Below are 26,664 nucleotides of genomic sequence, written 5' to 3'. Positions count from 1 at the left end.
GCGTGGTTGCGGTGGGGGCTGAGGTCGTTGGGCGGCCCGTTCTTACGGCAGGTCTTCGCCTTGGACGGCTTGGATCTCCAGTTCTACCTTGAGGCTCTCGCCGACGAGGGAGATGCCCGCTTCCAGGATCTGGTTGAAGCGGATGCCGAAGTCGGTGCGGGGCAGATCGGCGGTCGCGCGGAACGCGGCGCGGAGGCCGCCCCACGGGTCGGAGCCCATGCCGAGATAGATCATGTCGAGGTCGACCGGCTGGGTGATGCCGTTGAGGGTGAGGCGGCCGTGCACCGTCCAGCGGTCGGGTCCGGCGCCGGTCAGCCCGTCGCCCTCGTAGGTGAGGACGGGGTGGACGTCGGCGTTCAGGAAGTCGGCCGAGCGCAGGTGGTCGTCGCGCATCTTGTTGCCGGTCTCGATGGACGCCGCCTCGATGCGCGCCGTGACGCGGGACTCCTCCACCGGCTCGGCGATCTCGATGCGTCCCTCGAAGGCGGCGAACCGGCCGCGGACGCTCGACAGGCCGATGTGCTGGGCGACGGCGCCGATGTTGGAGTGCGCCGGGTCGATCGTCCAGACGCCGGGCGGCGGGAGCTCGGTGCCGCCCGCCCGGCCGAGGACGATCCTGCCGATGTCGGCGCTTCCGGCGCTGGACACGATCATCGTGGCGGCGGCCGGCTGGAAGCCCATGGCCGTCACGATCACCGTGTAGGTGCCGGGGGGCAGCGGGCCGGCGGCGAGCACGCCGTCCTCGCCGGTCTGCTCGCGCGCGACCTGGTCGCCCGCCAGGTTCGTGACCGTGACGATGGCGTGCCGCACCGCCCAGCCGTCCTTCGTCCGCACCGTTCCGCGCAGACCTCGGTTAGCGTCCATCAACGACCCGCACTCCAGGTTCCGTGTCTCGTGGCCGCCGCCTGCGGGCGGCCCGGCTCGCTCGTGCCCGTCACTCGTCCGGGTAGCCGAGCTTGAGGTCGTGGTCGTCCAGCCCGCTGCCGGAAAGCGACAGGCCGGTCGCGACCGGAGGATATCCGGACGCGATCACCGTGTACTGGCCACCGGTGAGGTCGGTGAAGGCGTACTCGCCGTCCGGTCCCGTGATGACCATCGCGACGACGTTGCCGGCGGCGTCGACGAGCGTGACCCGCGCCTCCCCGACCGGCTCGCCCGACTCGTTGCGGACCGTTCCGCGGATGCGGGCGCCGGGCGGCATCTCCACGTCCAGCCGCGTCTGGCCGTTGCCGGTCACCTCCACCGGCATCGCGACCGGGCGGTGCGCGGCGGCGCTGACGGCGAGCGTGTAGGCGCCGGCCACGAGGTCCTTGAACGTGTAGCGGCCGTCGGCGTCGGTGCGGCCGGTGCCGACGACGTCGCCGCGCACGTCGGTGACGACGACCATCGCGTTCACGATGGGGGTGCCGTCGGCGCTGCGGACCGTTCCGGCGAGGCCGCCGCTGCCGGCCAGCAGCAGGTCGAACTCGACCGGCCGGTCGCCGACGACGAGGGTCGCGGCCTGCGGCTCGTGCCCGCCGGTGGCGGCGATCAGCACGTAGCTGCCGGGGCCCGGCGTCGGCAGCGCGTACCGCCCGTCCTCCCGCGTGATCGCGCGGGCGAGCTGGTGGCCGTCGACGCCGATGAGGGTGAGGGCGGCGGACGGGACGGGCTCGCCCTCGCGGGTCCGCACCACGCCGCGGACGGGGACGCCGCCGCCGTTGGCGTCCTGCTCGATCTGCTGGGCGAGGAGCTTCGCCTGGGCCGCCAGCTCCGCGGCGGCCGGGGTCTCCGACGCCTGCGCGGGCGGGGCCGCGGCGACGGTGGCGAAGCGGCCGTCGTCCGGGTAGCCGTTGTCGCGTGCGTGCCTGCCGGCGCCGACCGCGCCGACCGCCCCGGTCCGCACCACCGCGGACGGCGGGCGCACGACGCCGCTCTCCGCCGGGACGTCGGTCGCGGGCGCCTCGGACGGCGGCGCGTCCTTGCCGCGGTGCGCCGAGCCGCGCAGGGGGAGCTCCTTCAGCGCCAGCATCGCGAGGAAGCCCACCAGGGCGATGGGGATGCCGACGAGGAAGACGCTCTGCAGCGAGTCGGTGAAGGCGTCCTGGATGATGCCCCTGATCTGCGGATCAAGCTTGCTGATCTCCTCCGGGGAGCCGAGGTCGGTCGCGCCGCCGCCGGCCGGCACGGGGATGCCCGCCGCGCGGAAGCCGCTGGTGATCTCCTCCGCGACCCGGTTGGTGAGGATCGCGCCGAACGCGGCCACGCCCATCGCACCGCCGAGGTTGCGGAAGAACGAGACGCCGGACGTCGTCGAGGCGAGGTCGGCGGGCGCGGCGGCGTTCTGCGCCGCCAGGATGAGGATCTGCAGGCTGAGGCCCATGCCGACGCCGAGGACGGCGAGGTCGGCGCCGACGATGACCTTGGGCGAGTCGGTGTGCAGCAGCGACAGCAGGTACAGCCCGCCGGCGACGCACAGCAGCCCGACCACCGGGAAGATCTTGTAGCGGCCCGTCCGGGTGACGACCTGGCCGGAGCCGGTGGAGGTGATCAGCATTCCGACGACCAGCGGCAGCGTCATCAGGCCGGACGTCGTGGGGCTCATCCCCTTGACGATCTGCAGGTACTGCGGCATGTAGATCATCACGCCGAACATCGCCATGCCGACGCAGACGGAGACGAACGAGGTCAGCAGGAAGGTGGGGTTGCGGAACAGCCGGGGCGGCAGGATCGGGTCACGCGCGATGCGTTCGGCGACGACCGCCAGGACGAGCAGCAGAGCGGCGACGCCGAGCAGGGCGTAGGTCCACCGGGAGTTCCAGTCGAACTCGATCCCGCCCATGGACAGCACCAGCATCAGCACGGCGGCGCTGCCGGTGATGGTGAACGCCCCGAACACGTCGATGCGGGTGTCGCGCCGCACCTTCGGCAGCTTGAGCACCTTCTGGATGACGAGGAAGGCGACGATGGCGAGCGGCACGCACACGTAGAAGCACCAGCGCCAGCCGAGGCTGTCGGCGTCGACGATGAACCCGCCGAGCAGCGGCCCCGCGACCGTCGAGACGCCGAACACCGCGCCCATGAACCCGGCGTAGCGGCCGCGCTGCCGGGGCTCGACGACGTCCCCGAGGATGACCTGGGCCAGCGCCGACAGGCCGCCGACGCCGAGGCCCTGGAACGCGCGGGCGGCGATCAGCTGGCCGATGTTCTGCGACAGCCCCGCCCCCACCGAGGCGGCCACGAAGATGACCAGGGCGGTCTGGAACATGAGCTTGCGGCCGGCGATGTCCGACAGCTTGCCCCACAGGGGCGTGGACGCGGTCATGGTCAGCAGGGACGCGCTCGCGACCCAGGACAGCTTGTCCTGGCCGCCGAGGTCGCCGACGATCGTCGGCAGCGCCGTGGCGACCACCGACGTCGAGATCATCGACGTCAGCATCGCCATCATCAGACCGGCGAGGATCTCCAGGATCTGTCGGTGCGTGTACTGCGGTCTCGCTTGCTCTGGCGCCGCCGGGCCGTGCGACGCCACGCTCGCCTGAGCCACATTGCCCCCACAACTCAGATGAATTACCTGTGTTTTGCATGTATCTTATGTAGACGCATGTTTACTTGCAACTCAGGACATAATGGACACCGACTGTAACGGCGACCGGGGGCTGGCGGAATGCAGGTCGGGGAACAGATCGGAAAACAGGCCGCGGGCGCGGCGGCGCCGGGGCGCAAGCGCGACCGGGAGGCCACCCGGCGCCGCATCCTCGACGCCGCCCGCGACCTGTTCGGCGAGCACGGCTACGACGGCGTCACCGTCCGCATGATCGCCGGGCACGCCGAGGCGAACACGGCGCTGGTCCACCGGTACTTCGGCTCCAAGGCGGCGCTGTTCGGCGAGGTCCTGGCCGGGGAGTCGGTGATCCGCGGCGTCATCGCGGGCGACCCCGGGGGGCTGCCGCGCCGGCTCGCCGAGCACTTCGTCCGGCAGGTCGACCAGCGCTCGGTCACCGCCATGTCCCGGATGCTGGACCGGTCGGCGGGCCACCCCGAGGTCAAGGAGATCCTGCTCCGCTACCTGGAGGACGTGATCGTCGAGCCGATGGTGGCGCAGCTCCAGGGGCCCGACGCGCGGGCGCGGGCGCTGCTCGCGTCCACGATCATCATGGGCGGCGGGCCGGTGCGGCGCCTGGTCGGCCTCGGCGACCTGCGCGCCGCCGACCCCGACGACCTCACCGACCGCCTCACCGCCATGTTCACCGCGGCCCTCGCCCCGTCCGTCCACCGCGAGACGTAGCGCCCCGGGGCCGCGTACCCCGGCGGGAGCAGGCGGGATCGCCTTCAGGGCGGAGCGGACGGCCGCGAGGCGCGCATAGGGTTCTGCTCATGGGGCGGGCGGGCGCTGTCAGGGCGCGGTGGGACAGGACGGGACGGCCCGCGCGCTGGGCGTCGGCGGCGGTCGCGGTGGCGCTCGCCGGCGGGGCCGCGGCATGGGGCGCGACGGCCGGCGGCGAGGCCCGCGTCCAGGCGTCCGAGCAGCGCGTCACCGTCGTCGACGGGCCGAACGACGACCAGCGCGTCACGCTCGACACGACGTTCTACAAGCCGGTCGGACGGGCCAGGGGCCCTGCGGTCCTGCTGGGCCACGGCTTCGGCGGCAGCAAGCGGGACGTCGCCGGCGAGGCCCGCGACCTTGCCCGCGCCGGGTACGCGGTGCTGGCCTGGTCGGCGCGCGGGTTCGGGCGCTCGACCGGCGAGATCGCCCTCAACTCGCCCGACTACGAGGTGAAGGACGCCCGGCAGCTGATCGACTGGCTGGCCCGGCGGCCCGAGGTCCGGCTCGACGGCCCCGGCGACCCGCGCGTCGGGATGGCGGGCCAGTCCTACGGCGGCGCGATCGCGCTGATGACCGCCGCCTACGACCGGCGGGTCGACGCCATCGCGCCGCAGATCACCTGGAACAGCCTCCCCGACGCGCTCTTCCCCGACGCCGCCTCTGGCGCCAAGCCGACGGACGGCGTCTTCAAGAAGCTGTGGGCGGGGCTGTTCTTCACGGACAGCGCGAACCGGACGGCGTGCGGGCGTTTCCTGCCGTCCGTGTGCGAGATGTACCAGGAGGTGGCGGAGAAGGGCCGTGCCACCGAGTCGGCGATCACGATGCTGCACCGGTCGAGCCCCGCATCCGTCGCCGACCGGATCCGGGTGCCGACGCTGCTCGTCCAGGGCCAGTCCGACTCGCTGTTCCCGCTCGACCAGGCCGACGCCAACGCGCAGGCGATCGCGCGGAACGGCGCGCCGGTGTCGGTGGTGTGGTTCCAGGGCGGGCACGACGGCGGCGACCCGGAGACCGAACGGGTCGAGGGGCTCGTGCGCGACTTCTTCGACGCCCGCCTCATGCGGTCGTCCGCGCCCTCCCCGGACGGTTTCACCGTGACGCGGGCAGGCGGGCTCGACTCCTCCACCCAGGCGGTCGTCGTGGACGAGGCGTCGACGCGGCGGTATACGGGGCTTTCGGGTGACGCGTCGCGCCTGCCGCTGGCCGGGGCCGAGCAGACGATCTTCAATCCGGCGGGCGGGTCGCCCGCCTCGATCTCGGCCCTGCCGGGGCTGGGAGCGCTCGGATCCCTGGGCGGGTCGCTGGGAGGCTCGCTGGGCGGGCAGCTGCCATCGGACATGCCCGGGCAGACCGCCACCTTCGAGACGCGTCCGCTGGACCGTCCGCTGTGGCTGACGGGCGCCGCGACCGTGCGCCTGAAGGTCACCGGCGACGGTCCCCTGTTCGCGAAGCTCTACGACGTCTCGCCGGGCGGAGGCGCCGCTCCGGCGCGACGGCTGGCCGCGCCGTTCCGGGTGTCCGGCGGCGAGGTCACGGTGACGCTCCCGGCGATGGACTACCGCTTCGACCGCGGGCACCGGCTCCGCCTGGTCGTCGCCACCACCGACATGGGGTTCGCGACGCCCGCGAAGCCGTCGTCGTACAAGGTGCAGGTGGTGTCGCCGCTGACCATCCCGTCCGTCCCGTCGTTGAAGGCCGCGCCGGCGCCTCTGCCCGTCTGGGTGTGGGCTCTGCCTGTCGCAGCCGTCGCTCTGGCGCTCGCCATACTTCTCCCTGGACGCCGTAGGCGCGGCGCCGAAACCGACAGCGACGTGCCCCTGGAGATAACGGGGCTGACGAAGGCGTACAAGAACGGGCACCTCGCCGTCTCCGACCTGTCGTTCCGGGTGGAGAAGGGGCAGGTGCTCGGACTCCTGGGGCCGAACGGCGCGGGAAAGACGACGACACTGCGCATGCTGATGGGCCTCATCCACCCAGACTCCGGCTCGATCCGCATCTTCGGGCACCGCGTGTACCCGGGCGCACCCGTGCTGTCCCGCCTTGGTTCCTTCGTGGAGGGGCCTGGGTTCCTGCCCCACCTCTCCGGTCGCGACAACCTGGACCTCTACTGGCGCGCCACCGGGCGTCCCTTGGACGAGGCCCACCTGGACGAGGCGTTGCAGATAGCCAACCTGGGTTCGGCGCTCGACCGGGCCGTCCGCACGTACTCGCAGGGGATGCGGCAGCGTCTCGCCATCGCGCAGGCCATGCTCGGCCTGCCGGACCTCCTCGTCCTGGACGAGCCCACCAACGGCCTCGACCCGCCCCAGATCCGCGAGATGCGGGAGGTGCTCGTCCGGTACGCGGCGGCCGGGCGGACGGTCATCGTCTCCAGCCACCTGCTCGCCGAGGTCGAGCAGACCTGCACGCACGCCGTCGTCATGGCGGGCGGCCGCCGCGTCGCCGCCGGCCCGGTCGCCGAGATCACCGGATCCGGCCGCCGCCTGGAGGACGCGTTCCTGGAGATCATCGGGGAGGGTTCATGACCGCCTACCACGTCCGGCGCACCCTTCCGCTGCGGGTCGAGGCCGTCCGCCAGTTCCGGCGCCGCCGCACGCTGGTCGCCTTCGCGTTCCTGCTCGTGCTGCCGTGGGTGCTGGTCGCCGCGTTCAAGATCGGCGGGGATCCGGGGCCGGACGGCGTCCCCAGCCTGGTCGACGTCGCCACGTCGTCCGCGCTGAACTTCGCCCTCTTCGCCCTGTTCGTCTCCACCGGTTTCCTGCTGGTGGTCGCGGTCGCCCTGTTCTGCGGCGACACGGTGGCGAGCGAGGCGGGCTGGTCGTCCCTGCGCTACCTGCTCGCCGCGCCCGTGCCCCGCGCCCGGCTGCTGCGCCAGAAACTGATCGTCGCCCTCTCCTACGCGGTCGTCGCGGTCGTCAGCCTGCCGCTGATGTCGCTGGTCGCGGGGACGGCCGGATTCGGCTGGGGCGACGTCGAGCTCCCGACCGGCGGCACCGTCCCGGTGAGCACCGCCCTCGGCCGCATGGCGATCATCATCGGCTACTCCCTCGTGGCGCAGCTCGTCGTCGCCGCCCTGGCGTTCCTGCTCTCGGTGACGACCGACTCCCCCCTCGGCGCGGTCGGCGGCGCGGTCGGGCTCGTCATCGTCAGCAACATCCTGGACGCCGTCACCGCCCTCGGCTCCTGGCGCGACTTCCTCCCGACGCACTGGATGTACTCCTGGATGGACGCGCTTCAGCCCGAGATCCAGTGGGCGGGCATGGCCAAGGGCGCCGCCCTCTCCCTCTCCTACGCCGCCGTCCTGCTCGCGCTGGCCTTCCGCCGCTTCCGGACACGCGACATCGTCTCCTGATCCGCCCACGCTCCGTGTTCCTCCGGACGCGAACCGTGGCTCACAACCCCCCGAAAATCGGTCGAACCTGCAGTTCAGGTGGCATAAGCTCGGCGAACCTCGACCGGCGCGACCGCGTCATACGAGGCAACGGCCCGATCCCCGGGTTTTAAAGGCAGCCCGGCGGGGGGAGATGATCACCATGGCACGGCAGCAGCTCGTCAAGCGCCCCAGGCCCCCACGTCAACCGAGCCCACCCGACCTGCGGACCCCTTCGGGCCGCCTCCTGCCGTACTGACCTCACCGGGAGAGCCGCGAAAGGAAGCCCTCCCTCTCCACGACGGCCCGCTCCACGCGGCCGTCGCCCACGACCACGCCCTGATCGTCGACGGCCTCGAAGTCGAAGGCCAGGCGCCTCCCGTCCACTTCTCGCAACTCCGCCGTCACGGTCACCCGTCCACCGACGGGCGTGGCGACGCGATGACGCACCTCGACCCGCGTCCCGACCGAGGTCTCGCCGTCCCCGAGCCGAGACCCGACTGCCTTCACCGTGGCGGCCTCGGCGAGCGCGAGGAGCCTGGGCGTCGCCAGCACGGGCACGTCCCCACTCCCCATCCGGACGGCCGTGTCCGCCTCCGCGACAACGATCTCGACCTCGGCCCGCAACCCCGGCGTCAACTCCATGCGCCCATCCTGCCCCTCCAGGCGCCCAGCCAGCCGGAGCAGCCACCGCGCCTCATGCTTCTCGGGGCACGCGGCCGTTGCGGCGGAGAACTTTGCTCAGCGTGCCGCTGTTCTTCGTCTCGACGGCGTCCAAGAGCCGGTCGCCGTAAACGCAGAGGCTGGCTTCCCATGGATGCCCGAACGTCCAGAACGAGAGATCCTGCGACAGGAAGAGGTAGTAGTCCCCGTCCGGAAAGACGGGGACCACCCAGGAGGCCTGGTTCTCCGGCTCGGTCAGGCGATGCGGCCAGAACCGGTAGCCGGGATGCCGCCAGTCCAGGACGTAGAGCCACTCGTCCCGATCGACGCAGGTCTTGAAGGCCTCATGGAACAGCACGTCGACGTCGTCAGGCTCTACGGCGCAGTCCCAGCTCCGATCTGTACGACTGGGGCGCTCTCGAGCAAGGTCCCAGGTCACCGACGGAGAGGGCTCCAGAATCCTCGGCCACCGGTCCGGGTGGACGATGCTAAAGGAAGCCAACGCCGCGAATTCGTCCCAGACCCGGAAATGCTCCGAGTCGGGGAGCCTCGACCAGACAACCGTGCCGTCCGTCACTGCGCCTCCATAGGTCTGGTCGGGCATTGCGTCCTTACGGTCAGCCGTCCAGGATGCTGCTCAACTCGGCGAGGATGTCCTGCCAGGTCGGCATGCGCGCGTCCGGAGGGGCTGCGGGGTCGAACAGGACATGGGCGCCCATCGAGCGGAGGGCGTCCAGGTTCCGGGCGAACGCCACATGCGTGGCCAGTTCTGCCTTGACCTGCGGCACCGCAAGCGTCGGCACGCCCATGCCGAGGTGTTCGCAGAGCATGCCGACCGCGACGGTGTCCGTGATGCCCAGCGCCCATTTGTTGATCGTGTTGAACGTGGCCGGAGCCACCACGATCGCGTCCGCGGGAGGCAGCCCGTTCGACGTCTCGTGCGGCTGCCGGAAGTCGGTCCGCACCGGGCCGCCGGTCAGGGCCGCGAGCCGGTCCATGTCCAGGAACTTGGCCCCCATGGGGGTCGCGATCACCCGGACATGCCAGCCCGCGCCTTGGGCCAGCCGCACGAAAGCCTCCAGATCGGACGCCGCACCAGCCCCGCACACGACCACGTAGAGCACCTTCGCCGAGGTCATCGACCCGCCTCCCCCCTGCGCGTGTTCTCTGCGGACCAGCAATGAGCATGGCATCCGTCCTGACCCGCTCGGAATCGGCCCCAAGCACAGCCCGCAGGTAGATCAGCCACAGATCACGCGCGAATGCGCGTCGGACGCGACGGCTTGAAGGGCTCGTTCAAGAGCGAAGCGACCCCTCAGGGTGAGGAGCCGCTTCGGCTGGGGCCGGGCTTCCGCTGTCACCGGTGCCCGGCATTGAAGATGATCACACCGCTGACGACCATGTCGAGGGCGCCGAGAGCGACGTTCATCGAGTTGAGGCCGCCGGCGCCGTTGACGATCAGGCTTGAGATGCCGCCCGCGAAGCACAACAGCCCGAGGCAGAAAGCCGCGATACCTGCCCTGCGGGCAAGCTGCCGGCCAGTGACGGGGCTCATAAGGGAGTCTCCTTTGCGCGCGCTCTGAAACGCTTTTCTCTTGCGACCGTCCGAGCGCGCGCTTCAGTGACAACGCAGCGGCAAGGGCCGTCCTTGCGACGCCTCGCCGCTCAGGGACGAGCAGGGCGTCCAGATCGAGCGACAGCCGACACGGAATTGCCGCAACCACCCCGCCGGAACGAAAGGCTCGGCTAAAGCTCGACGGACGTCGGCTCTGCTCGAGAATGCGCGCGGGCCCGAAAAAACCAGTGCGCGGCGACCAAAGGAACGACGCCGACGGGATACCAGGCGACATCAACCGGGTCGAACCGGCCTCCTAGCAGCTGGCGCACGATCCAGCCACGTTGGGAAAGCGCCTCCGGTACAGGCGTGAGCTGTGCGAACTCGATGAGCCAGCAATAGGCGATCGCAGCAGCGCCGGCAGCCAGTGGGGAGATCGACGGCCTTATGAAGATCACTATCGTGTAGACGATGGCGGCGGACAGCGCGGCGCCTGAGTACTGCTCGACGGGCCCGTCCAGCGCGGCCCGGATCGCGTAGGCCGTGCCCGCGCAACCGACCGCCGTGACCACCATCAGCGGCCGGATCCACCGCGCTGCGAGCGACATCGCGCGATCATACTGACTGAGCGGACTGGAAGGACCTGGACCCGGGCGGCCGCGTGGTCAGCGTCGGCGCTCTATGAAAGGGGCGCCGGCGAGGGAACTGGGCAGGCCGGTCGACCAGATCGAGCGCGTTCCCGGTACTCGGGCCAGGTCACGGATCCAGACGGCGGTGCCAGGGCGTCCCGCGCCGCTTTCGGTGGTCCAGCTACCGTCGCTGTCGCTGTAGTGCAGGTAGCTCTTGTCGTCGTCGACCGTGCTCACCGAAACCCAGGCACCCTGGTCACCATCGCTGGCGAGCGTGGGGAAGTGATAGGCGAACGGGGACGCGGGGATCGTCGTCGGCGTCCAGCTCTCGCCGTCCCAGTGCATGAGCTCGGGGGACGCATAGCTGGTGCTGGCACGGTAGGCCCAGACGCTCGTGGCCGAGACGGGCACGATCTTCGCGATGTAGGTCTGCTCCTTGGACGGGTACCGGATCGTGCTCCACTTGGTGCCGCTCCAATGCAGCATGGCCTCGGTAGGACCGGCCCCCGGGATGTCGCAGGTGCAGGCGATCCAGATGTCCTTCGCCGACCGGACGGCGACGGTGGAGGCACTGACCATCGGCACCGGAGTCTTCCGACGCACCCATCGTCCGTTCTGGAAGCGCAGGGCGACGGCCTTCCTCGCCTGCGAGTCGTACCCGACCGACCAGGCCGGTCCGCCGGGCGCCGCCGAGACGATCTGCAGATACGTGGGCAGGGGTGACGGCATGGTGGGCCGGACCCCGGCCGGGTAACCGACCCTGCGCCAAGCGGTGCCGTTCCAATGCAGTGCCGGCGAACCGCTCTCGTTCAGGTAGATGCCCCAGGCGTTCCGCGGTCCGGCGGCGGCGAGGTCGACGACCTGGCCCGTGCCCGGCGGCAGCTCCTGGCGCTGCCACTGCCGACCATTCCAGGCGAGCATGACGGGTTTTCCACTCGACGACGCGTCCTCGATCCCGGCAGCCCACGCGGCCCGCGGCCCGGCCGCCGCTATCTCGGTCACCACCCCGAGACCGTCGAGAGTCGGCGTGGGCACCTTTTCCCATTCCGGGGCTGCCGCGGTGGCGGCGGAGGGCATGAGCAGCAGGCCGGAGAAGGCGGCGGTCCAAGCGGTGGCGCGAAGAACTCGATGTCCAGCCATGCAAACTCCGGGCGGTCCGGCGGCAGCCCCCCAAGATCTCGCCGCCATCTACTGGCAAGCTTCGAGACCTACCTATCCCAAGATCACCTAAGCCAAACAGACACGCCCGTTCATATGACCGAAGCAGGCCACCCGCTTGACCGCGCGATCCTCCAATGGAGGAGTACCAGCCCAGGAGAAGCTCAGGGTGATGGCAGTGCAGCCCGGGCACGCCACCAGCAGTTTCAAATGCTTGGCCCGCTGAAATGCCGTTTTCGACGACCAGGGCGAGAGTCCCGGTGCCTGTGTTCAGGAAACCCAGCGTAATGAAGAGCCCATTCCAACAACGGCCAATGAAGCGGGGAGCACATCACATCCACTGCTCTAGCCGCACTGCGCATCCGCTGATATCTACGCTTTGCCTTCCGAGGGTGGGCGCCGCCGAGTGCACTTGGGCCAACGCCAGCATGGTCGACGAGTTACCAGGGCACCACGCCGGCGTCTTCGAAGAAGGAGCCGGTCGGGCCGTTGTCGGGCAGGGTGGCCAGGTGGATGGCTATGGCGGCGCCTTGTTGGGCGGTGCGGATGCCGCGGAAGCCGTTGAGATCGGTCGCGCAGTAGCCGGGGCAGGCGGCGTTGATCAGGATGTTGGTGTCGTGCAGTTCCTTGGCGTACTGGAGGGTCACGGCGTTGAGGAAGGTCTTGGAGGGCGCGTAGGCGGCGGAGATCGGGCCTACGGCCTCCACGCCGGACTGAGAACTCTGGCGGGTGAGAGACCCGACGCTGCTGGACATGTTCACGATTCGCGGTGCGGCGGACCGCTTGAGCAGCGGCAGCATGGCGTTGGTGACGCGGATGACGCCGATCACGTTGGTCTCCACGACCGTTCGCATGGTCACGGGGTCGACGGTCGTGGGCGTCTGGGGAATCCCACCGGTCACCCCGGCGTTGTTGACCAGCACATCGAGCCGTCCGAAGCGCTCGGAGAGCAGGGAGGCCGCGGCGGTGACGCTCTCGTCGGAGGTCACGTCGAGAGGTACCGCGAACGCGTCGACCCCCTCGGCGCGGAGTTTCTCGACGGCCGCCGAGAGCCGCTCCGGGGACCTGGCCGCCACGCCGACGGTGTGGCCGAGGGCGCCGAGCCCGACGGCGATCTCGTATCCGATTCCCTTGTTGGCACCGGTGATCAGTGTGATCGTCTGTTCGCTCATACCCGAAATCCTGGCCGCACGGCCGGGAGCACTCCAACACCGCTTGGGTAGCGTTCGATACCTTGCGGGTATTGATCCCCCGGTACGGTGAGAGCATGGAGACGCGAGAGTTGCGGTACTTCGTCGCCGTCGCCGAGGAACTCCATTTCGGCCGCGCCGCCGAGCGCCTCGGGATCGCCCAGCCGCCCCTCTCGCGGGCGATCAAGCAGCTGGAACGCCGCCTGGGCGTTCGGCTTCTCGAACGCACCAGCCGTACGGTCGGACTCACCGAGGCCGGAAAGGTCCTGCTCAGAGAGGGCCGGGCTGCCCTCGACGCGGTCGACGCCGCCGGCCGCCGCACCCGCCGCGCCGCCGCCACGGAGCCGAAACTGGTGCTCGTCACCAAGGCCGGGGCGTCAGGTGAGCTGCTGCCGAAACTCCTGGACGCCTACGCCGCCGAGCCCGGCGCGGTCGCCGTCGAGGTCCTGCTGTGCGGGATCGGAGAGCAGGAGCGGCTGCTCCGCGACGGCCGGGCCGACGTGGGCCTGCTGCACAGGCCGTTCGACTCGACGACCGGCCTGGACACCGAGGAGCTGAGCACCGAGGGCCAGATCCTGGTCCTGCCGAAGGACCACCCCCTCGAAGGCCGTACGGACCTGCGCATGGCCGACATCGCCGACCTCCCGCTGCCACGCTGGCCGCACTTCGACGGCGGCTACCCCGACGGCCCGGGACCCGAGGTGCACGACCACGCCCAGCTCCTGCAGCTGATCGCGCTGGGCAGGGCGGTGGCCCTACTGCCGGAGACCGCCCGGAGCCATCTCCGCCGCGACCTGGCCTTCGTGCCGATCCTGGACGCGCCGACCGTCACCACCGTGATCGCCTGGCCGCCGCACAGCCGGTCCCTGGCCCTCGCCGGACTGATCCAGACGGCCACCCGCCTCTAGAGCGCAGGCGGCGGCAGCCGTTCAACCACGCCACCGTGCGCCCTACGCCCGGGCCTGGCGGAGAAGCCGCTATCGGCATGGAGCTCTAGATGAGGGTGCGCACCACCGCGAGCATCGCAATACACCGGTAGCCGTTCGGATTCTTGTGGAGGTACTGCTGGTGGTACCCGTCTCTGCACATGGTCGCCGTCTTAGGCGGCCGGACTCCGCAGTTTGACGACGAGTTCGACACCGAGAGCTCGGGCCAGGCGTTCGAGGACCGCCAGTGTCGGGACGGTGCCGCCCAGCTTCGAACCGGGCCACGGCCGACTGGGTCATCTCCGCCCTCCTGGCCAGTTCGCTCTGACTCCAGCCACGCTCCTCACGGAGAGCGCGGAGGCGGCCAGCACCGCGCCGCGCATTGCTGAACCTCTCGGCTCGCTTCCCCAGCGACCGGACTGCGAAGCGCGGGCAGGTCGTCGCCAAGCTGGAGCCGTACCGGGACGTCCCCGAAGTGCGCGAGGTACTCGCCGCCTACGCCGCTACCGCGTAGCAGAGGCAAGTTCCGCCATGCGGAGCAACCGGGTCACATAAGCGGCATCCTCGCCGTGCAGGTGCGGCATGACGCCTCGAAGGTCATCCAGCCATCCACGCACGCCCGACTGACACTCAACGCTGAAAGCCCCATCTCGCAGGTAGGCCGAGATGCATCCGGCTACGAAGGCGTCGAGTGTCGCCACTGACTCACCGCTAGGCGCGTCGAGCCAGCGCAGCGCATCCGGGAAGGCGAGCTTCGAGTGCTCCGCCCAGAGCCGCGATAGCTCGTCGTCCGCTGTCTGGGTCATTCGGCCGGGGAGTCGCCTACAGGGCAGGACAAGCCAGTTCCGCCGATTCCGCAGTAGCCGCCGGGATTTGGTTGCCTGAGAGGTACTGCTGGTGGCAGCCATCGGTGCAGACAAGCCGTGACCGGGGCGGAGCGGGTCATACGGCTACCACCTTGACGGTCTTTCCACAGAGGGTCGTCATGTCGTCCTCGTCGGAGGTCAGCAGCACGACGGGTTTGGGAGCCTGGAGCGCGGTCGAGGCAACGACCGCGTCGATCGCGTACTTGTGCCCGTGCAGCCGGTGAGCGCGAAGGAGGTCGACGGCCGCCAGGCTGATCTCTTCGGTGACCGGTTCGATGCGGAGCCTGGAGAGGTACCAACGGAGCCTGTCCGACTTGGTCCGGACGTCCTGGGCTTCGATCGGAGTGAGCGCGCTGATCACCACGCGGAAGTCGTTGTCCTGGGCTTCGCGGACCAGAGCGGTGACGCGTTGATCGGCTCCGCACCACTTGACCAAACCCTCGCAGTCGAGGACGAGCGTCCCCGCACTCAGCCTGCGTCGTGTCCGGCCCACTCGGCGCCCTCCTGCAACTCGGGTGCCGCCTTGACCGCACGAAAGAGATCTGCTGCCTCATCGCGAAGCGCCTGCGGGATCGGCCCCGAGGCGTTCTCATTGGCCTGTAGTGCCTCTTCGAGCAGGTCCCGCTCTATCTGACGCTCAACGGCGGCATCGACGTAAGCGGAGAAGCCGCGGGTTCCCACCCGTTCGCGGACGGCACGGATGTTTCCTGCTCTCAGTGAGACGCTCGCCTTCACCGCCGGGCCTTCACCCAGCCCGAACTCCTTCTCCTCGGCAGCCATGCCCGCAGTTTACTACCTCAAGTAGCAAAACTTCAGCTGGGCGTCGGTGCGGGCGAAGACCGCTGAGCGGTACTGGGGGCCGACGTCGTTGCCCAGGCGCTTGATTTGGGTTGGGTTGTGGGGTTCCCAGAAGACGCGGAGCAAGGCGTCGTAGGCGTTCTTCGCCGGGTCGTAGGCGACGCGGACGGTCTCGGCGTGGCCGGTCAGGCCGCTGCAGACCTCTTCGTAGGTGGGGTTCGGGGTGTGGCCGCCCTCGTAGCCGACCGAGGTGGAGATGACGCCGGGGGGCTCCCAGAATTGCGTTCCGCGCCTCAGAAGCAGCCGAGGGCGAATTCGGCGCCGTCGGGGGAGGGCGGCGCGAGGGGCTCGTCGAGGATCTCGTGGTGGGGGTCGGGCTGCTGGTCCCGGTCGTCAGGACCGTTGTTCCTTTTGGTTAATTACCTGCTGATATGTTGCCTCGGTGAAGCGGGGAGTGGTGTGCGGGGTCGCGGCGTACGTGCTGTGGGGGCTGTTCCCGCTCTACTGGCCGCTGCTGAAGCCGGCGGGGGCCGGCGAGATCCTCGCGCACCGGATCATGTGGTCGCTGGTCGCGGTGGTCGCGGTGCTGGCCGTGCGGCGGAGCCGGGGGTGGCTGCGGACGCTGGGATGGCGGCGGGGCGTGCTGCTGACGCTGGCGGCGCTGGTGATCAGCGTCAACTGGGGGACGTACATCTACGCCGTCAACACCGGGCACACGATCGAGTCCGCGCTCGGGTACTTCATCAACCCGCTGATCAGCGTGCTGTTCGGCGTGGTGATCTTCCGGGAGCGGCTGCGGCCGTGGCAGTGGGCGGCGGTCGGGATGGGGATGGCCGCGGTGGTCGCGCTGACCGTCGACTACGGGCGGCCGCCCTGGATCGCGCTGGTGCTGGCGTCCGCTTTCGCGGTGTACGGGCTGCTGAAGAAGTTCGCCGACATGCCCTCGGCGGAGAGCCTGGCGGTCGAGACGGCGGTGACGTTCCTGCCGGCGCTGGGGTTCGTGCTGCTGCTGGAGGGACGGGGCGAGGCGACCTTCGGGCATCACGGGGCGGGGCACGCGGTGCTGCTGGCCGGGGCCGGGATCGTGACGGCCGTGCCGTTGATGCTCTTCAACGCGGCGGCCGTCAGGCTGCCGCTGAGCGCCATCGGCATGCTGCAGTACCTGGCGCCGGTGCTGCAGTTCGCCATCGGGCTTTTCGTGCAGCACGAGGAGATGCCGCCGAGCCGGTGGGCGGGGTTCCTGCTGGTCTGGCTCGCCCTGGTGACGCTCACGTGGGACGGGGTGGCCGCCGGACGAAGGGAAGCGGTGCCCCAAACCGGGCCAAGGGGCTAAAGTGCCGGACGTCACACCCCCGAGCGAGGGAGTCGTCGTTGCGTCTGCTCAGCGTCACCGTGTTGGGAACAGCGCTCGTCGCGGCGGGCATGCTGGCTCCGGCGACGGGGCGGGCGACGGCGCACGGGGACGGTCCGGTCTCGGTGGAGCCCGCCGCCGCGCGGCCCGGTGAGCGGATCCGGCTTTCGGTGCCGGGATGCAGGGGCACGGTGGCCGCCACTTCCGAAGCGTTCGCCGGGCGGGCCGTGGACCACTCGACCGTCGTGAGGCGCGACGCGGCGCCCGGCAGCTACCCGGTGGTGGTGCGCTGCGGATCACGCAGAGTGACCGGCAAGGTCAGAGTGGCGGGGCGAGTGGCGTGGCCCGATCTGGTCCCGATCGACCACCGGGCAAAGTAATTCGGTATAAACCGGAAGAGAGCTCCATTTAGCGGGCGTCACTCTCCGTGTTCTCACGCGCCGGCGAAAGTGCTTTTCGCGGGCCTCTTCGGCGTGCCTGTAAGGCCGACTCGGACAATGAGACAACACAGCGGGCAAGTGATAAGGGTCACGTCGGAAAGGTTGAGATTTCTACCGGGCGAAGCCTTGCCGTTGTTAATTGATCATGTGATACTCCCACAGAAAGCTACATAACACCGCAACCTTCCCACAAAGCCCGAATCACTCATTAACGGCATCCCACCGCGAGGGGCGCCGTGCGTCCCGGGCGCCCCCATGCCCCCGGAACGGCCAACCGCGAGCACTGGTACTCCAACTCAACATCGAGGGGCAGTCGGTAAATGTCCGTTGACGTCGGCGCCGTCCCAGTCCAGAAGGCGAAGAACTTCCCCCTTTACCGCACGGTCGCCGGCTTCGTCCGCGACCCACTTCGCCAGCTGGAGCGGATCAGCACGGAGGGGGACGGCCGGCTCATCCGGCTCGACCTCGGTGCGTCCCACCCCTACCTGGTCACCCATCCCGACCACATCCAGCAGGTCCTGCGGCGCGAGTCGGAGATCTTCCAGCGGGACGGGGTGTTCTGGAGGCCGCTGCGCGAGCTGATGGGCGACAGCATCCTGTCCGAGGGCGCCGAGTGGGAGCACAGCAAGCGGGTGCTGCAGCCGGTCTTCACCACCCGCAACGTCAACCGGCTCACCGGGCTGATGGCGGATGCGATCAACGACGCCGTCGGCAAGCTGGAGGAGCCCGCCCGCGCGGGACGGCCGATCGACGTGCTGCCGGAGATGAGCCGGATCGTCAACGAGACCGTGATCAAGGTTCTGTTCGGCGACAAGATCTCCCCGGTCGAGGCCAACCAGCTGATCCCGACGTTCGACCAGATCGCGACGTCGATCTCGGTCCGCTTCCTGCTGCCGTTCCTGCCGCGCGTGCTCCCGATGCCGGGCGACCGGGCGTTCAAGGACGCCGTGCAGGTGATGGACGAGGTCCTGTTCGAGCTGGTGGCGCGCTACCGGGACGATCCAGGCGACGGCAGCGACATCTTCACCGCGCTCTGCCAGGCCCGGACCGAGGACGGCGCCCCGCCGGACGACAAGTGGATCCGCGACAACCTGCTCGCGATGTTCGCGACCAGCACCGAGACCACGACGCTGGCGCTGACCTGGCTGTGGCCGCTGCTGCACGACCACCCGCTGGTCCTGGACCGGCTGGTCGAGGAGATCGAGGGAGTGGTGGGCGCCGAGCCCGTCCGCCCGGACCATCTTCCGAGGCTGCCGTACGTGTCGCAGGTCGTCCAGGAGCTGCTGCGCCTGTACCCGGTGGGCTGGATGTTCCCGCGCATGGCGACCGCGCCGACGATCCTCGGCGGCGTGCACATCGAGCCGGGCGACCCGGTGCTCATCAGCCCGTTCCTCACGCACCGGCTGGCGTCGGTGTGGGAGCGCCCGCTGGAGTTCGACCCGGAGCGGTTCACCCCGGAGAACTCGCGCAGGCGGCACCGCTACGCCTACTTCCCCTTCGGCGGGGGCCCGCACCAGTGCATCGGCCGGCACGTGTTCGACGTCGAGGCGCGGATGATCCTGACGAGCATCCTGAGCCGGTTCCGCCCGGCCCTGTCCGACGCGATCCCCGCCATGCCGCGCATCGGCGCGACGCTGCGGCCGCGGGAGTCGATGGAGATGACGCTGACCCCGGTCGGGCGGAACGCGTGACGGCGGCGGAAAAGGCGCCTCCGCGGCCCGGCGGCCCCGCGGCGCCCGACGCCCTGCAGGGCGCGCGGCACGACGGCGCCGTCATGGCGCAGGCCGTGAAGTGCGCCCGCGACCTGGCGAAATGCGCGGAGACCTATCCGGACCTGTTCGACGTCAAGCCGATCGACGAGACCCTGTTCAACGCCGTGGCCTGCGCGAACGCGTTCGGGTCGCCGTGGCTCACCGCGTCCGGGATCAGGATGGCGGCGCGCACCTCGCTGTGGATCTTCGGCCTGGACTGGCTGGTGGACCATGTCGCGACGTCCCGGGACGAGGTGGACGACATCAACCGGCGCTGCCTCGACGTCGCGGAGGGGGCGCCGCCGACGCCGGGCGACGGGCTCACCCGGTTCCTCGCCGACATCCGGGACGAGGCGGCCGGGGCGCCCGCCTTCGCGGCGCTGCGCGACGACTGGCTGGCGCAACTGGCGCGGCTGCTGCACGCCGGGGCCCGCGAGCTGACGTGGAAGTCGGTCGACGTGGCCTCGTGGCCGACGTTCGACGAGTACCTGGACAACGCCGACAACTATGGCTCGGCCTGGGTCAACATCTCGCACTGGATCGTGCACGCCGACCAGGGCGTCCTCGACCACATCGGCGAGCTGCAGGCCGCGAGCCGGGACGTCCAGCAGGTGCTGCGGCTGCTCAACGACCTCGCCACCTACGAGCGGGACGTCACCTGGGGCGACCTGAACGCGCAGATGCTCGGGGTGGAACGTGCCCAGATCACCGCGCGGATCGACGAGATCGTGGCCCGCTGCCGCGAGCGCGTCGGGCCACTGCGGGACGACTGCCCCGAGGCGGTGGCCTACCTCGAACGGCAGATCGGCTTCAGTACGGGCTTCTACGGGCTGAGCGACTACTGGGGGTCGCTGTGACCGTCGAGGAGGCGGGCCCGGAGACGGCCGAGGCCGCCGATCCCGACCCCGACGATCTTTACGCGGCCGCCGCCGCGCTGGTGGACGATCTCGTCCGCCACCCGTGGGGGCGGTCGTCCCCGTCGGTCTACGAGACCGGGCGGCTGGTGGGCCTCGCCCCCAGGCTGACCGGACATACCGCAAGGATCCGGTTCCTTCTCGACACGCAGCGGCCCGACGGCGGCTGGGGGCCGCCCGACCCGGGCTACGCGCTCGTCCCGAGCCTGAGCGCGACCGAGGCGCTGCTCTCCGTGCTCGCCCCGGAAGGCGGGCGCCGGCCCGCCGGCGTCTCCGTCGCCGAGGTGGTCCGCGGCGCCGGACGCGCCCTGCGGTCCCTCGCGCGGCGGCTCGCCGGCGCCGCCGCGGCCGACTTCCCGGACATGCCGGCCATCGAGCACATCACCCCGGCCCTCATCGAGGCGATCAACGGGCACCTCGACCGGCTCCGCGACGACCCGGCCCTCGCCGCCTGGTGGACGGGCGGGCGGCTGGCCCCGCCCGCCGGGATGGACGGGGCGTTCGTCGCCGCCGCCAAGGCCCACCTGGAGAACGGCGGCGCCGTGCCGCTGAAGGTCCAGCACGCCCTGGAGGTCGCGGGGGCGTCGGCGCGGCGGGCCGGGTCGGTCCGTCCCGTGCCGCTGCCGGAACCGGCGCGGGCCGTCCGCGACCTCTCGACGGTGGGCGGGCCGGGGCGGTTCGCGACCGTCGGCGCCTCCACCGCGGCCACCGCCGCGTGGCTCGGCGGTCCCGACGGCGACGGCCCTGGTGACGAGGCCGCGCGGCGCTATCTGGAGGCCGCCGCCGAACAGCACGGCGGTCCCGTTTCCGTCGCCGTCCCGGTGACCAACTTCGAGCGCGGGTGGGTGCTGGGCTGGCTGGCCCGCACCGGGCTCGCGCCGGCCGCCCCGCCGGAGCTGATCGCCCAGATGCGGGCGTCGCTCGGCGAGGACGGCGCGCCGGGCGGCACCGGCCTGCCCCCGGACGCCGACACCAGTTCCGGCGTGCTGTACGCGTTGTCGCTTCTCGGTGAACCGCACCCGCCCGACCTGCTGTGGAAGTACGAAACGAGCACGCATTTCTGTAGCTGGCCCGGCGAGAACGGACGGTCCGTCACGACGAACGCGCACGTGCTTGAGGCGTTCGGCCATTACCTGGAGTGCGGCGGCGCCGGACCGGCCGGCCGTTACGCGGCGAGCGCGCGAAAAGCGGCGTCCTGGCTCGTCGGCGAGCAGTTGTCCGACGGCCGCTGGCAGGACAGGTGGCACGCTTCGCCGCTCTACGCGACCGCTTGCGCCGCCCTGGCGCTGGCCGAGTTCGGCGGCCCGGAATCGGCGGACGCGGTGAATCGGTCCGTCGCGTGGGTGCTGGGCGAACAGCGCCCGGACGGCTCCTGGGGGCGCTGGTGCGGGACCGCCGAGGAGACGGCCTACGCCGTGCACATCCTGACGCTGGCCCGCCCGTCCGGCGGCGCCGCGCCCGACCCGGCGGTGCGGGAGGCGGCGGAGCGAGCGGTCCGGCGGGGCTGCGCCTACCTCAGGGCGGCCCTGCGGAGCACTCCGGGGACCCTGACCGGCGGTCCGGGCGACGTTGACTCCGGCAAGCCGCCTCTCTGGCACGATAAAGACCTATATCGCCCAACGACCATCGTGCGGGCGGCGGTCCTGGGCGCCCTTCGTGTGGCACATCGTGACACGAGTGTTTCAGTGCGGTGAATTTCACCACCCTGTCCGAGGGTGACCTGGTTGTACGCCTGAGCCGGAAACCATTCACCTTGAGTGGGTTTGGTGGCGTTGGTAAGGTTCACCGGTGCCTTGCCGATCATCCGGCATAGCGCTACCCGCTCTCACCGCCACCAGTGTCTCGCAGCCGGGCCCAAGACCTCGCATTGCAGGCACCTTGACAATTGTTGGGGCGATCATAATGCGTTTCCGCAACTCACGGCTGCGGACCAAGATTGCGGCCCTGCTGGTCTCGCTGACCGCGCTGTGGGCCTTCGCCGCCTGGGTGACGTTGCGCGAGGGCGTGAACCTGCTCTTCGTGAGCACGCTGGACAGCGTCGTGGCCCCGAGCGACCCGCTGCTCGTCGAGCTCCAGCAGGAGCGCCGCCTCACCGTGACCATGCTCGCGTCCGGCCAGCGGCGGCCCGACCTGCTCGCCGCCCAGCGCGCCCGCACCGACAAGGAGCGGGCCATCGTCGTCGAGAAGGCCCGCAGCGGCTCGGTCCGCCGCGCCGCCGACGACGAGATGGACCAGCGGCTCGACGCGATGGTCCGGCTGCTCGGCCGGCTCGACGGCGACCGCCGCTCGATCGACGCCGGCGCCTTCGACCGCCGGCACATCATCGACGCCTACTCCGACACCATCGAGTCGATCTTCCACATGTACGACGGGACGACGACGCTCGACGACAAGGGGTTCACCTCCGACCTGCGCGCGGAGATCGCCGTCAACCGGTCCTGGGAGCTGCTGTCCCAGGAGGACGCGCTGGTCGCCGGCGTCCTCGCCTCCGGCCGGATCACCCCGGTCGACCAGATCGACATCGCCAAGGCCGTCGGCGCCCGGCGCCTCAACTACGAGCGCGCCCTGGTCGACCTCGAGGGCGCGGACCGGCAGGCCTGGGACGAGCTGAACGCCAACAAGCGCCTCACCACCGTCAGCGCCCTGGAGGACATGCTCCTCCAGCGGACGAAGGCGCAGCACCCCCGCATGACCGCCGAGCAGTGGCGCAACGCGACCGAGCCCGCGCTCGCCCAGATGCGCAAGTCCATCCAGGACGCCGGCGACCGGCTGGTGGAGCGCGCCACTCCCATCGCCGCCTGGGTCGTCATCCGGCTGCTGCTCGCCGGTGGCCTCGGCCTCCTCGCCGTCATCGCGTCCATCGTCGTGTCGATCACCACGGCGCGCGCGCTCGTCCGGCAGCTGGAACGGCTGCGCGGCGCCGCGTGGGAGCTGGCCGAGCAGCGGCTGCCCGGCGTCGTCGAGCGGCTCGGGCACGGCGAGAAGGTGGACGTCGAGCTCGAGGCGCCGCCGCTGCGGTTCGGCACCGACGAGATCGGGCAGGTGGGCCGCGCGTTCAACGCCGTCCAGGAGACCGCGATCCGTACCGCCGTCGAGCAGGCGGAACTGCGCCGCGGCATCCGGGACGTCCTGCTGAGCCTGGCCCGCCGCACCCAGACGCTGGTGCACCGGCAGCTCACCATGCTGGACGCGATGGAGCGCCGCCGCGACATCGAGACCAAGGAGCTGGAGGAGCTGTTCCGGCTCGACCACCTCGCGACCCGCATGCGGCGCAACGCCGAGAACCTCATCGTGCTGTCCGGCGCCCTCCCGGCCCGCGGATGGCGCAACGCCGTCCCGATGGTGGACGTCGTCCGCGCAGCCGTCGGCGAGGTCGAGGACTACACCCGCGTCACCGTCCTGCCGTTCGGCCCGGTCGAGCTGGCCGGACGCTCGGTCGGCGACGTCACCCACCTGCTCGCCGAGCTGATCGAGAACGCCGTGTCGTTCTCCCCGCCCGACACCATCGTGCAGGTCGGCGGGCACCTGGTCGCCAGCGGCTTCGCCATCGACATCGAGGACCGCGGGCTCGGCATGACCGACGAGAAGCTCGCCGAGATCAACGCGCGGATCGCCGACCCGCCCGACTTCAACCTGCAGAGCTCGGTCCAGCTCGGCCTGTTCGTGGTCAGCAAGCTCGCCGAGCGCTACAACCTGCAGGTCTCGCTGAAGCGGTCCGCCTACGGCGGCACCACCGCCGTCGTCGTCATCCCCCGGGACCTGATCGTCGAGCAGGGCCCGGCGCAGGTCCCGGCCGGCACCACCACCACGAACGGCCTGGAGGTGCGGCGCCCCGCCGCGGCGCTCGCCGCGTCCGGCGTCCGCTCCGCGTCCCCCACGACGACGCTCCCCCCGGCGGGCACCGGCCCGCAGCATCCCGCACCCGCCCTCGTGGCGGTCCCCCCGCCGGCCGCGGACCCGCTGCCCGTGCGGCCCCCCGGCGGCGCCCCCGAACCGGAGCCCGAGGCCCCCACGCCCGCGCGGCACGACGACCCCGCGGACGGCGCACGTCCCGACCCCATCGAGCCGGAGGACCTGCCACCCGTGCCCGACATCTCCACAACACCGTCCGGTCTTCCCGTCCGTGTGCCGCAGGCGAACCTGGCCGAACCCCTGCGCACCGACGAGCCCGCCGTCGCCGACGAGCAGGACGAGCAGGAGGACCCGGGCCGCTCCCCCGAGGAGATTCAGCGGATCATGGGTTCCTACCAGCGCGGCACCCAGCGGGGCCGCGTCGACGCGGCGGAAGCCCTCGGCACCAACGCAGCGGAAGGCGAGGCAGATCAGTGACGCAGAAGACCGGTTCCTCCTCCGATCTGGGCTGGCTGCTGGACGACCTCGTCCACCGCCTGCCGCACGCCCGCAGCGCGGTCGTGCTGTCGGCGGACGGCCTGCTCATGGCGTCGTCCGAGGGCATGACGCAGGACGACGGCGAGCACCTCGCCGCCGTCGCCGCCGGCATCCAGAGCCTCGCCAAGGGCGCCGGGACCCGCTTCGGCGGCGGCCCGGTCCGGCAGACGATCGTCGAGATGGCGTCGGCGTTCCTGCTGGTCACGGTCGCCGGGAAGGGCGCGTGCCTCGCCGTCCTCGCCACCGAGGAGGTCGACGTCGGCCTCACCGCGTACGAGATGGCGATGCTCGTCACCGCCATGGGCCACCACCTCACCTCCCCGTCGCGTTCGGAGTCCGCGCAGGAGGGGCGCCCGGCATGATGCCCCCCGAGGATCCCGCCCAGGAGCCCTGGGCGGACGAGGCCGCGACGCGCCCGCCGGTCGACGACCGGTTCCTGGACGAGCACGCCGGTCCGATGGTGCGGCCCTACGTGATGACCAGCGGCCGGATCGAGCCGACCCGCGGCAAGTTCGACCTCATCACCCTGGTGGTGGCGGTCGGACCGGAGCCGGAGGGCGCGATCGGCCTCGGACCCGAGCACCTGGCCATCATCCGGCTGTGCCAGGCGGTGATGTCGGTGGCCGAGATCACCGGCCATCTCGATCTGCCCGTGGCGACCGTCCGGGTGATGCTCGGCGACCTGCTCGACAAGGGATTCGTCTCCCTTCAGGAGCCCGAACCGGAGGCGGACATGCACGACATCAGGCTCTACAAGGCGGTGATCGATGGTCTCCGGGCCCTCTAGGCGCGGCGTGCGCGCCCGCCGGCTCCCCACCGCGGTCAAGATCGTGATCGCGGGCGGTTTCGGGGTCGGCAAGACCACGATGGTGGGCACGGTCTCGGAGACCAGCCCCCTGCGCACCGAGGAGTTGCTCACCGACGAGAGCGTGGGCGTCGACGACATCTCCGGGGTGGAGCGCAAGACGACCACGACGGTCGCGATGGACTTCGGCCGCATCACGATGCGCGACGAGTACGTCCTCTACCTGTTCGGCACCCCCGGCCAGGAGCGCTTCTGGTTCATGTGGGACGAGGTCTCGCTCGGCGCGCTCGGCGCCGTCGTCCTCGCCGACACCCGCCGCCTGTCGGACTGCTTCCCGTCCGTCGACTACTTCGAGCGCCGCGGCACCCCGTTCATCGTCGCCGTGAACTGCTTCGAGGGCGCCCAGCGCTACGACCTCGCGGAGATCCAGATGGCCCTCAACCTGGGCCCGAAGGTTCCCGTCATGCTCTGCGACGCCCGCAGCCTCGGCTCCTGCAAGGAGGTCCTCATCGACCTCGTCCTGCACGCCATGAAGACCCGCGGCCTCACGGAGGAGCCCGAACCCCAGAACGCCTAGCCGCGGACGCCCGCGGCGACGGTCCCGGCGAAGGCGCGGAGCCGCGCGGTGGCGCGGTCCCGATGCCAGACGAGCGCGAGCGCCGAATCGGGCAGGCCGGTAAGCGGGACGAAGACGACGTCGCCCCGCACGTGGCGGCGGGCGGTAGGGACGCACAGCGGCATCGCGCCGCGCCCGGCGGCGACCATCGCGAGGGCCTCCTGGATCGTGCTGACGGCCGGTCCGGACGGGATCGCGGCGCCGCCGGGCGTCAGCGGCGGGGACTGCGCGTCGCGCCAGTAGCGCGGCGCCGGGCCGGCGATCCTGACGAGCGGATGCCCGGCCAGGTCCTCGGCGCGGACCGACGGGCGGTCCGCGAGCGGGTGGCGAGCCGGGACGGCCAGGCGCAGCGGCGCCTCGGAGAAGACCGGGCCGACGGCGAGGCCGGGCTCCCGCACCGGGGTCAGGACGATCGCGGCGTCCACGTCGCCGCCCAGGACCGGCCCAAACGGGTCGGCCAGCGGCATCTCGACGGTCCGCACCTCGCAGCCGGGGTGACCGCTCTGGAACGCGCGGACCAGACCCGCCAGTTCCTCGTCCAGGAACCCGAGGAAGCCGATCCGCAGCACCCCGCCGACACCGCGCGCCCTGCTCCTGGCCCCTTCGACGGCGTCGAGGAGGGCCGCGTAGGCGGGCCGCAGCTCGTCCCGGAAGGCGGCTCCGAGCGGGGTCAGCCGGACGCGGCGGCTGGTGCGCTCCACCAGCCGGGCCCCGACCCGCAGTTCGAGGGCGCGCACCAGCTGGCTGACGCGGCTCTGGGAGAGGTAGAGGCGCTCCGCGGTCCGGCCGAAATGCAACTCCTCGCTGAGGACGAGGAAGCACTCCAGCTCCCGGGTCTCCAGTTCCGGCACGCGACGCCCCCGATCGATGAGTCTGGCTCATACAAGGATGCGATCTTCGCCGTTGTTCCCCATCGGCCCGCCCGCCAGGGTCGGGG

Annotated in this window: 26 protein-coding genes and 2 pseudogenes; 13 read left to right on the top strand and 15 right to left on the bottom strand. The window is 71.0% G+C overall.

Features of this window, described 5'->3' with window-relative positions; all coding sequences use genetic code 11:
- Positions 1–42: 42 nt before the first annotated feature.
- Together AB0C69_RS00465 and AB0C69_RS00460 are read right to left on the bottom strand one after the other, a co-directional pair.
- Entirely contained in the window at positions 43–864 is an 822-nt protein-coding gene (locus AB0C69_RS00465; RefSeq protein WP_345178274.1) for a YceI family protein, read from the bottom strand.
- 70 nt (positions 865–934) lie between these two features.
- A complete protein-coding gene (locus AB0C69_RS00460) occupies positions 935–3,511 on the bottom strand; it encodes an MFS transporter (RefSeq protein WP_360347838.1) in 2,577 nt (858 codons plus the stop codon).
- Between the two features lie 135 nt (positions 3,512–3,646).
- On the opposite strand from AB0C69_RS00460, the gene AB0C69_RS00455 reads away from it, so the two are divergent.
- From AB0C69_RS00455 to AB0C69_RS00445, 3 genes are all read left to right on the top strand, one after another.
- Positions 3,647–4,267, top strand: coding sequence for a TetR family transcriptional regulator (locus AB0C69_RS00455; RefSeq protein WP_360347821.1), 621 nt, complete (start codon positions 3,647–3,649; stop codon positions 4,265–4,267).
- An 89-nt stretch (positions 4,268–4,356) separates the two neighbouring features.
- Positions 4,357–6,831, top strand: a complete 2,475-nt coding sequence (locus AB0C69_RS00450) for an alpha/beta fold hydrolase (RefSeq protein WP_360347818.1) — start codon at positions 4,357–4,359, stop codon at positions 6,829–6,831.
- Positions 6,828–7,658: an ABC transporter permease subunit gene (locus tag AB0C69_RS00445; protein ID WP_360347815.1), complete on the top strand. Its 831-nt coding sequence runs from the start codon at positions 6,828–6,830 to the stop codon at positions 7,656–7,658. The genes AB0C69_RS00450 and AB0C69_RS00445 overlap by 4 nt, the downstream gene beginning before the upstream one ends.
- Before the next feature lie 279 nt (positions 7,659–7,937).
- Here AB0C69_RS00445 and AB0C69_RS00440 read toward each other — a convergent pair whose 3' ends face one another.
- The 7 genes from AB0C69_RS00440 to AB0C69_RS00410 all read right to left on the bottom strand — a co-directional run bounded on the left by AB0C69_RS00440 (position 7,938) and on the right by AB0C69_RS00410 (position 12,853).
- Positions 7,938–8,321, bottom strand: coding sequence for a hotdog domain-containing protein (locus AB0C69_RS00440; RefSeq protein ID WP_360347812.1), 384 nt, complete (start codon positions 8,319–8,321; stop codon positions 7,938–7,940).
- 52 nt (positions 8,322–8,373) lie between these two features.
- A complete protein-coding gene (locus tag AB0C69_RS00435) occupies positions 8,374–8,943 on the bottom strand; it encodes a DUF2716 domain-containing protein (protein WP_360347809.1) in 570 nt (189 codons plus the stop codon).
- A gap of 13 nt (positions 8,944–8,956) precedes the next feature.
- On the bottom strand, positions 8,957–9,478 hold the full coding sequence (locus AB0C69_RS00430; RefSeq protein ID WP_360347806.1) for a flavoprotein: 522 nt from the start codon (positions 9,476–9,478) through the stop codon (positions 8,957–8,959).
- Between the two features lie 218 nt (positions 9,479–9,696).
- Entirely contained in the window at positions 9,697–9,894 is a 198-nt protein-coding gene (locus AB0C69_RS00425; protein WP_360347803.1) for a hypothetical protein, read from the bottom strand.
- 191 nt (positions 9,895–10,085) lie between these two features.
- Positions 10,086–10,502, bottom strand: a complete 417-nt coding sequence (locus AB0C69_RS00420; RefSeq protein ID WP_360347800.1) for a DUF2809 domain-containing protein — start codon at positions 10,500–10,502, stop codon at positions 10,086–10,088.
- Between the two features lie 57 nt (positions 10,503–10,559).
- Positions 10,560–11,600 (bottom strand): hypothetical protein, encoded by a 1,041-nt coding sequence (locus tag AB0C69_RS00415; protein WP_360347797.1) that lies wholly within the window; start codon positions 11,598–11,600, stop codon positions 10,560–10,562.
- 521 nt (positions 11,601–12,121) lie between these two features.
- Positions 12,122–12,853, bottom strand: coding sequence for an SDR family oxidoreductase (locus AB0C69_RS00410; protein ID WP_360347794.1), 732 nt, complete (start codon positions 12,851–12,853; stop codon positions 12,122–12,124).
- A gap of 95 nt (positions 12,854–12,948) precedes the next feature.
- On the opposite strand from AB0C69_RS00410, the gene AB0C69_RS00405 reads away from it, so the two are divergent.
- Positions 12,949–13,779: a LysR family transcriptional regulator gene (locus AB0C69_RS00405; RefSeq protein ID WP_345178250.1), complete on the top strand. Its 831-nt coding sequence runs from the start codon at positions 12,949–12,951 to the stop codon at positions 13,777–13,779.
- Between the two features lie 69 nt (positions 13,780–13,848).
- Here the strand turns inward: AB0C69_RS00405 and AB0C69_RS00400 are convergent, their stop codons facing one another.
- The 5 genes and pseudogenes from AB0C69_RS00400 to msrA form a co-directional block, all read right to left on the bottom strand.
- Positions 13,849–14,244, bottom strand: a complete 396-nt coding sequence (locus tag AB0C69_RS00400) for a helix-turn-helix transcriptional regulator (RefSeq protein ID WP_360347791.1) — start codon at positions 14,242–14,244, stop codon at positions 13,849–13,851.
- A 355-nt stretch (positions 14,245–14,599) separates the two neighbouring features.
- Positions 14,600–14,697: pseudogene (locus AB0C69_RS00395) on the bottom strand (peptide-methionine (S)-S-oxide reductase); the annotation flags it as partial.
- Between the two features lie 42 nt (positions 14,698–14,739).
- Positions 14,740–15,156, bottom strand: coding sequence for a PIN domain-containing protein (locus AB0C69_RS00390; protein ID WP_360347788.1), 417 nt, complete (start codon positions 15,154–15,156; stop codon positions 14,740–14,742).
- Complete coding sequence (locus AB0C69_RS00385; RefSeq protein WP_360347785.1) at positions 15,132–15,443, bottom strand: hypothetical protein; 312 nt, start codon at positions 15,441–15,443, stop codon at positions 15,132–15,134. The genes AB0C69_RS00390 and AB0C69_RS00385 overlap by 25 nt, the downstream gene beginning before the upstream one ends.
- Positions 15,444–15,497: 54 nt before the next feature.
- Positions 15,498–15,826: pseudogene (msrA, locus tag AB0C69_RS00380) on the bottom strand (peptide-methionine (S)-S-oxide reductase MsrA); the annotation flags it as partial.
- Between the two features lie 77 nt (positions 15,827–15,903).
- Here msrA and rarD point away from each other — a divergent pair.
- The 9 genes from rarD to AB0C69_RS00335 all read left to right on the top strand — a co-directional run bounded on the left by rarD (position 15,904) and on the right by AB0C69_RS00335 (position 25,688).
- On the top strand, positions 15,904–16,794 hold the full coding sequence (gene rarD / locus AB0C69_RS00375; protein ID WP_360347782.1) for an EamA family transporter RarD: 891 nt from the start codon (positions 15,904–15,906) through the stop codon (positions 16,792–16,794).
- 38 nt (positions 16,795–16,832) lie between these two features.
- Entirely contained in the window at positions 16,833–17,192 is a 360-nt protein-coding gene (locus tag AB0C69_RS00370) for a hypothetical protein (RefSeq protein WP_360347779.1), read from the top strand.
- A 380-nt stretch (positions 17,193–17,572) separates the two neighbouring features.
- On the top strand, positions 17,573–18,943 hold the full coding sequence (locus AB0C69_RS00365; RefSeq protein WP_360347776.1) for a cytochrome P450: 1,371 nt from the start codon (positions 17,573–17,575) through the stop codon (positions 18,941–18,943).
- Positions 18,940–19,860, top strand: a complete 921-nt coding sequence (locus AB0C69_RS00360) for a terpene synthase family protein (RefSeq protein WP_360347773.1) — start codon at positions 18,940–18,942, stop codon at positions 19,858–19,860. Before AB0C69_RS00365 ends, AB0C69_RS00360 begins: the two co-directional genes overlap by 4 nt.
- Positions 19,857–21,611: a prenyltransferase/squalene oxidase repeat-containing protein gene (locus AB0C69_RS00355; RefSeq protein ID WP_360347770.1), complete on the top strand. Its 1,755-nt coding sequence runs from the start codon at positions 19,857–19,859 to the stop codon at positions 21,609–21,611. The genes AB0C69_RS00360 and AB0C69_RS00355 overlap by 4 nt, the downstream gene beginning before the upstream one ends.
- Before the next feature lie 208 nt (positions 21,612–21,819).
- Positions 21,820–24,246 (top strand): nitrate- and nitrite sensing domain-containing protein, encoded by a 2,427-nt coding sequence (locus AB0C69_RS00350; protein ID WP_360347768.1) that lies wholly within the window; start codon positions 21,820–21,822, stop codon positions 24,244–24,246.
- Positions 24,243–24,668 carry a roadblock/LC7 domain-containing protein gene (locus AB0C69_RS00345; RefSeq protein WP_345178237.1) on the top strand — a complete coding sequence of 142 codons (426 nt, stop codon included), beginning with the start codon at positions 24,243–24,245 and terminating at the stop codon, positions 24,666–24,668. The genes AB0C69_RS00350 and AB0C69_RS00345 overlap by 4 nt, the downstream gene beginning before the upstream one ends.
- The gene (locus AB0C69_RS00340; protein ID WP_360347766.1) at positions 24,665–25,093 is read left to right on the top strand and encodes a DUF742 domain-containing protein; all 429 of its coding nucleotides are present in this window, start codon (positions 24,665–24,667) and stop codon (positions 25,091–25,093) included. Before AB0C69_RS00345 ends, AB0C69_RS00340 begins: the two co-directional genes overlap by 4 nt.
- A complete protein-coding gene (locus AB0C69_RS00335; RefSeq protein WP_345178233.1) occupies positions 25,074–25,688 on the top strand; it encodes an ATP/GTP-binding protein in 615 nt (204 codons plus the stop codon). Before AB0C69_RS00340 ends, AB0C69_RS00335 begins: the two co-directional genes overlap by 20 nt.
- Here AB0C69_RS00335 and AB0C69_RS00330 read toward each other — a convergent pair.
- Positions 25,685–26,578, bottom strand: a complete 894-nt coding sequence (locus AB0C69_RS00330) for a LysR family transcriptional regulator (RefSeq protein WP_360347763.1) — start codon at positions 26,576–26,578, stop codon at positions 25,685–25,687. The two genes, AB0C69_RS00335 and AB0C69_RS00330, sit on opposite strands and share 4 nt — an antisense overlap.
- Positions 26,579–26,664: the final 86 nt, after the last annotated feature.

Source organism: Actinomadura sp. NPDC048032 (assembly GCF_040653175.1).
Classification (GTDB): domain Bacteria; phylum Actinomycetota; class Actinomycetes; order Streptosporangiales; family Streptosporangiaceae; genus Spirillospora; species Spirillospora verrucosospora.
This window is presented reverse-complemented; position numbering and strand designations above follow the sequence as displayed.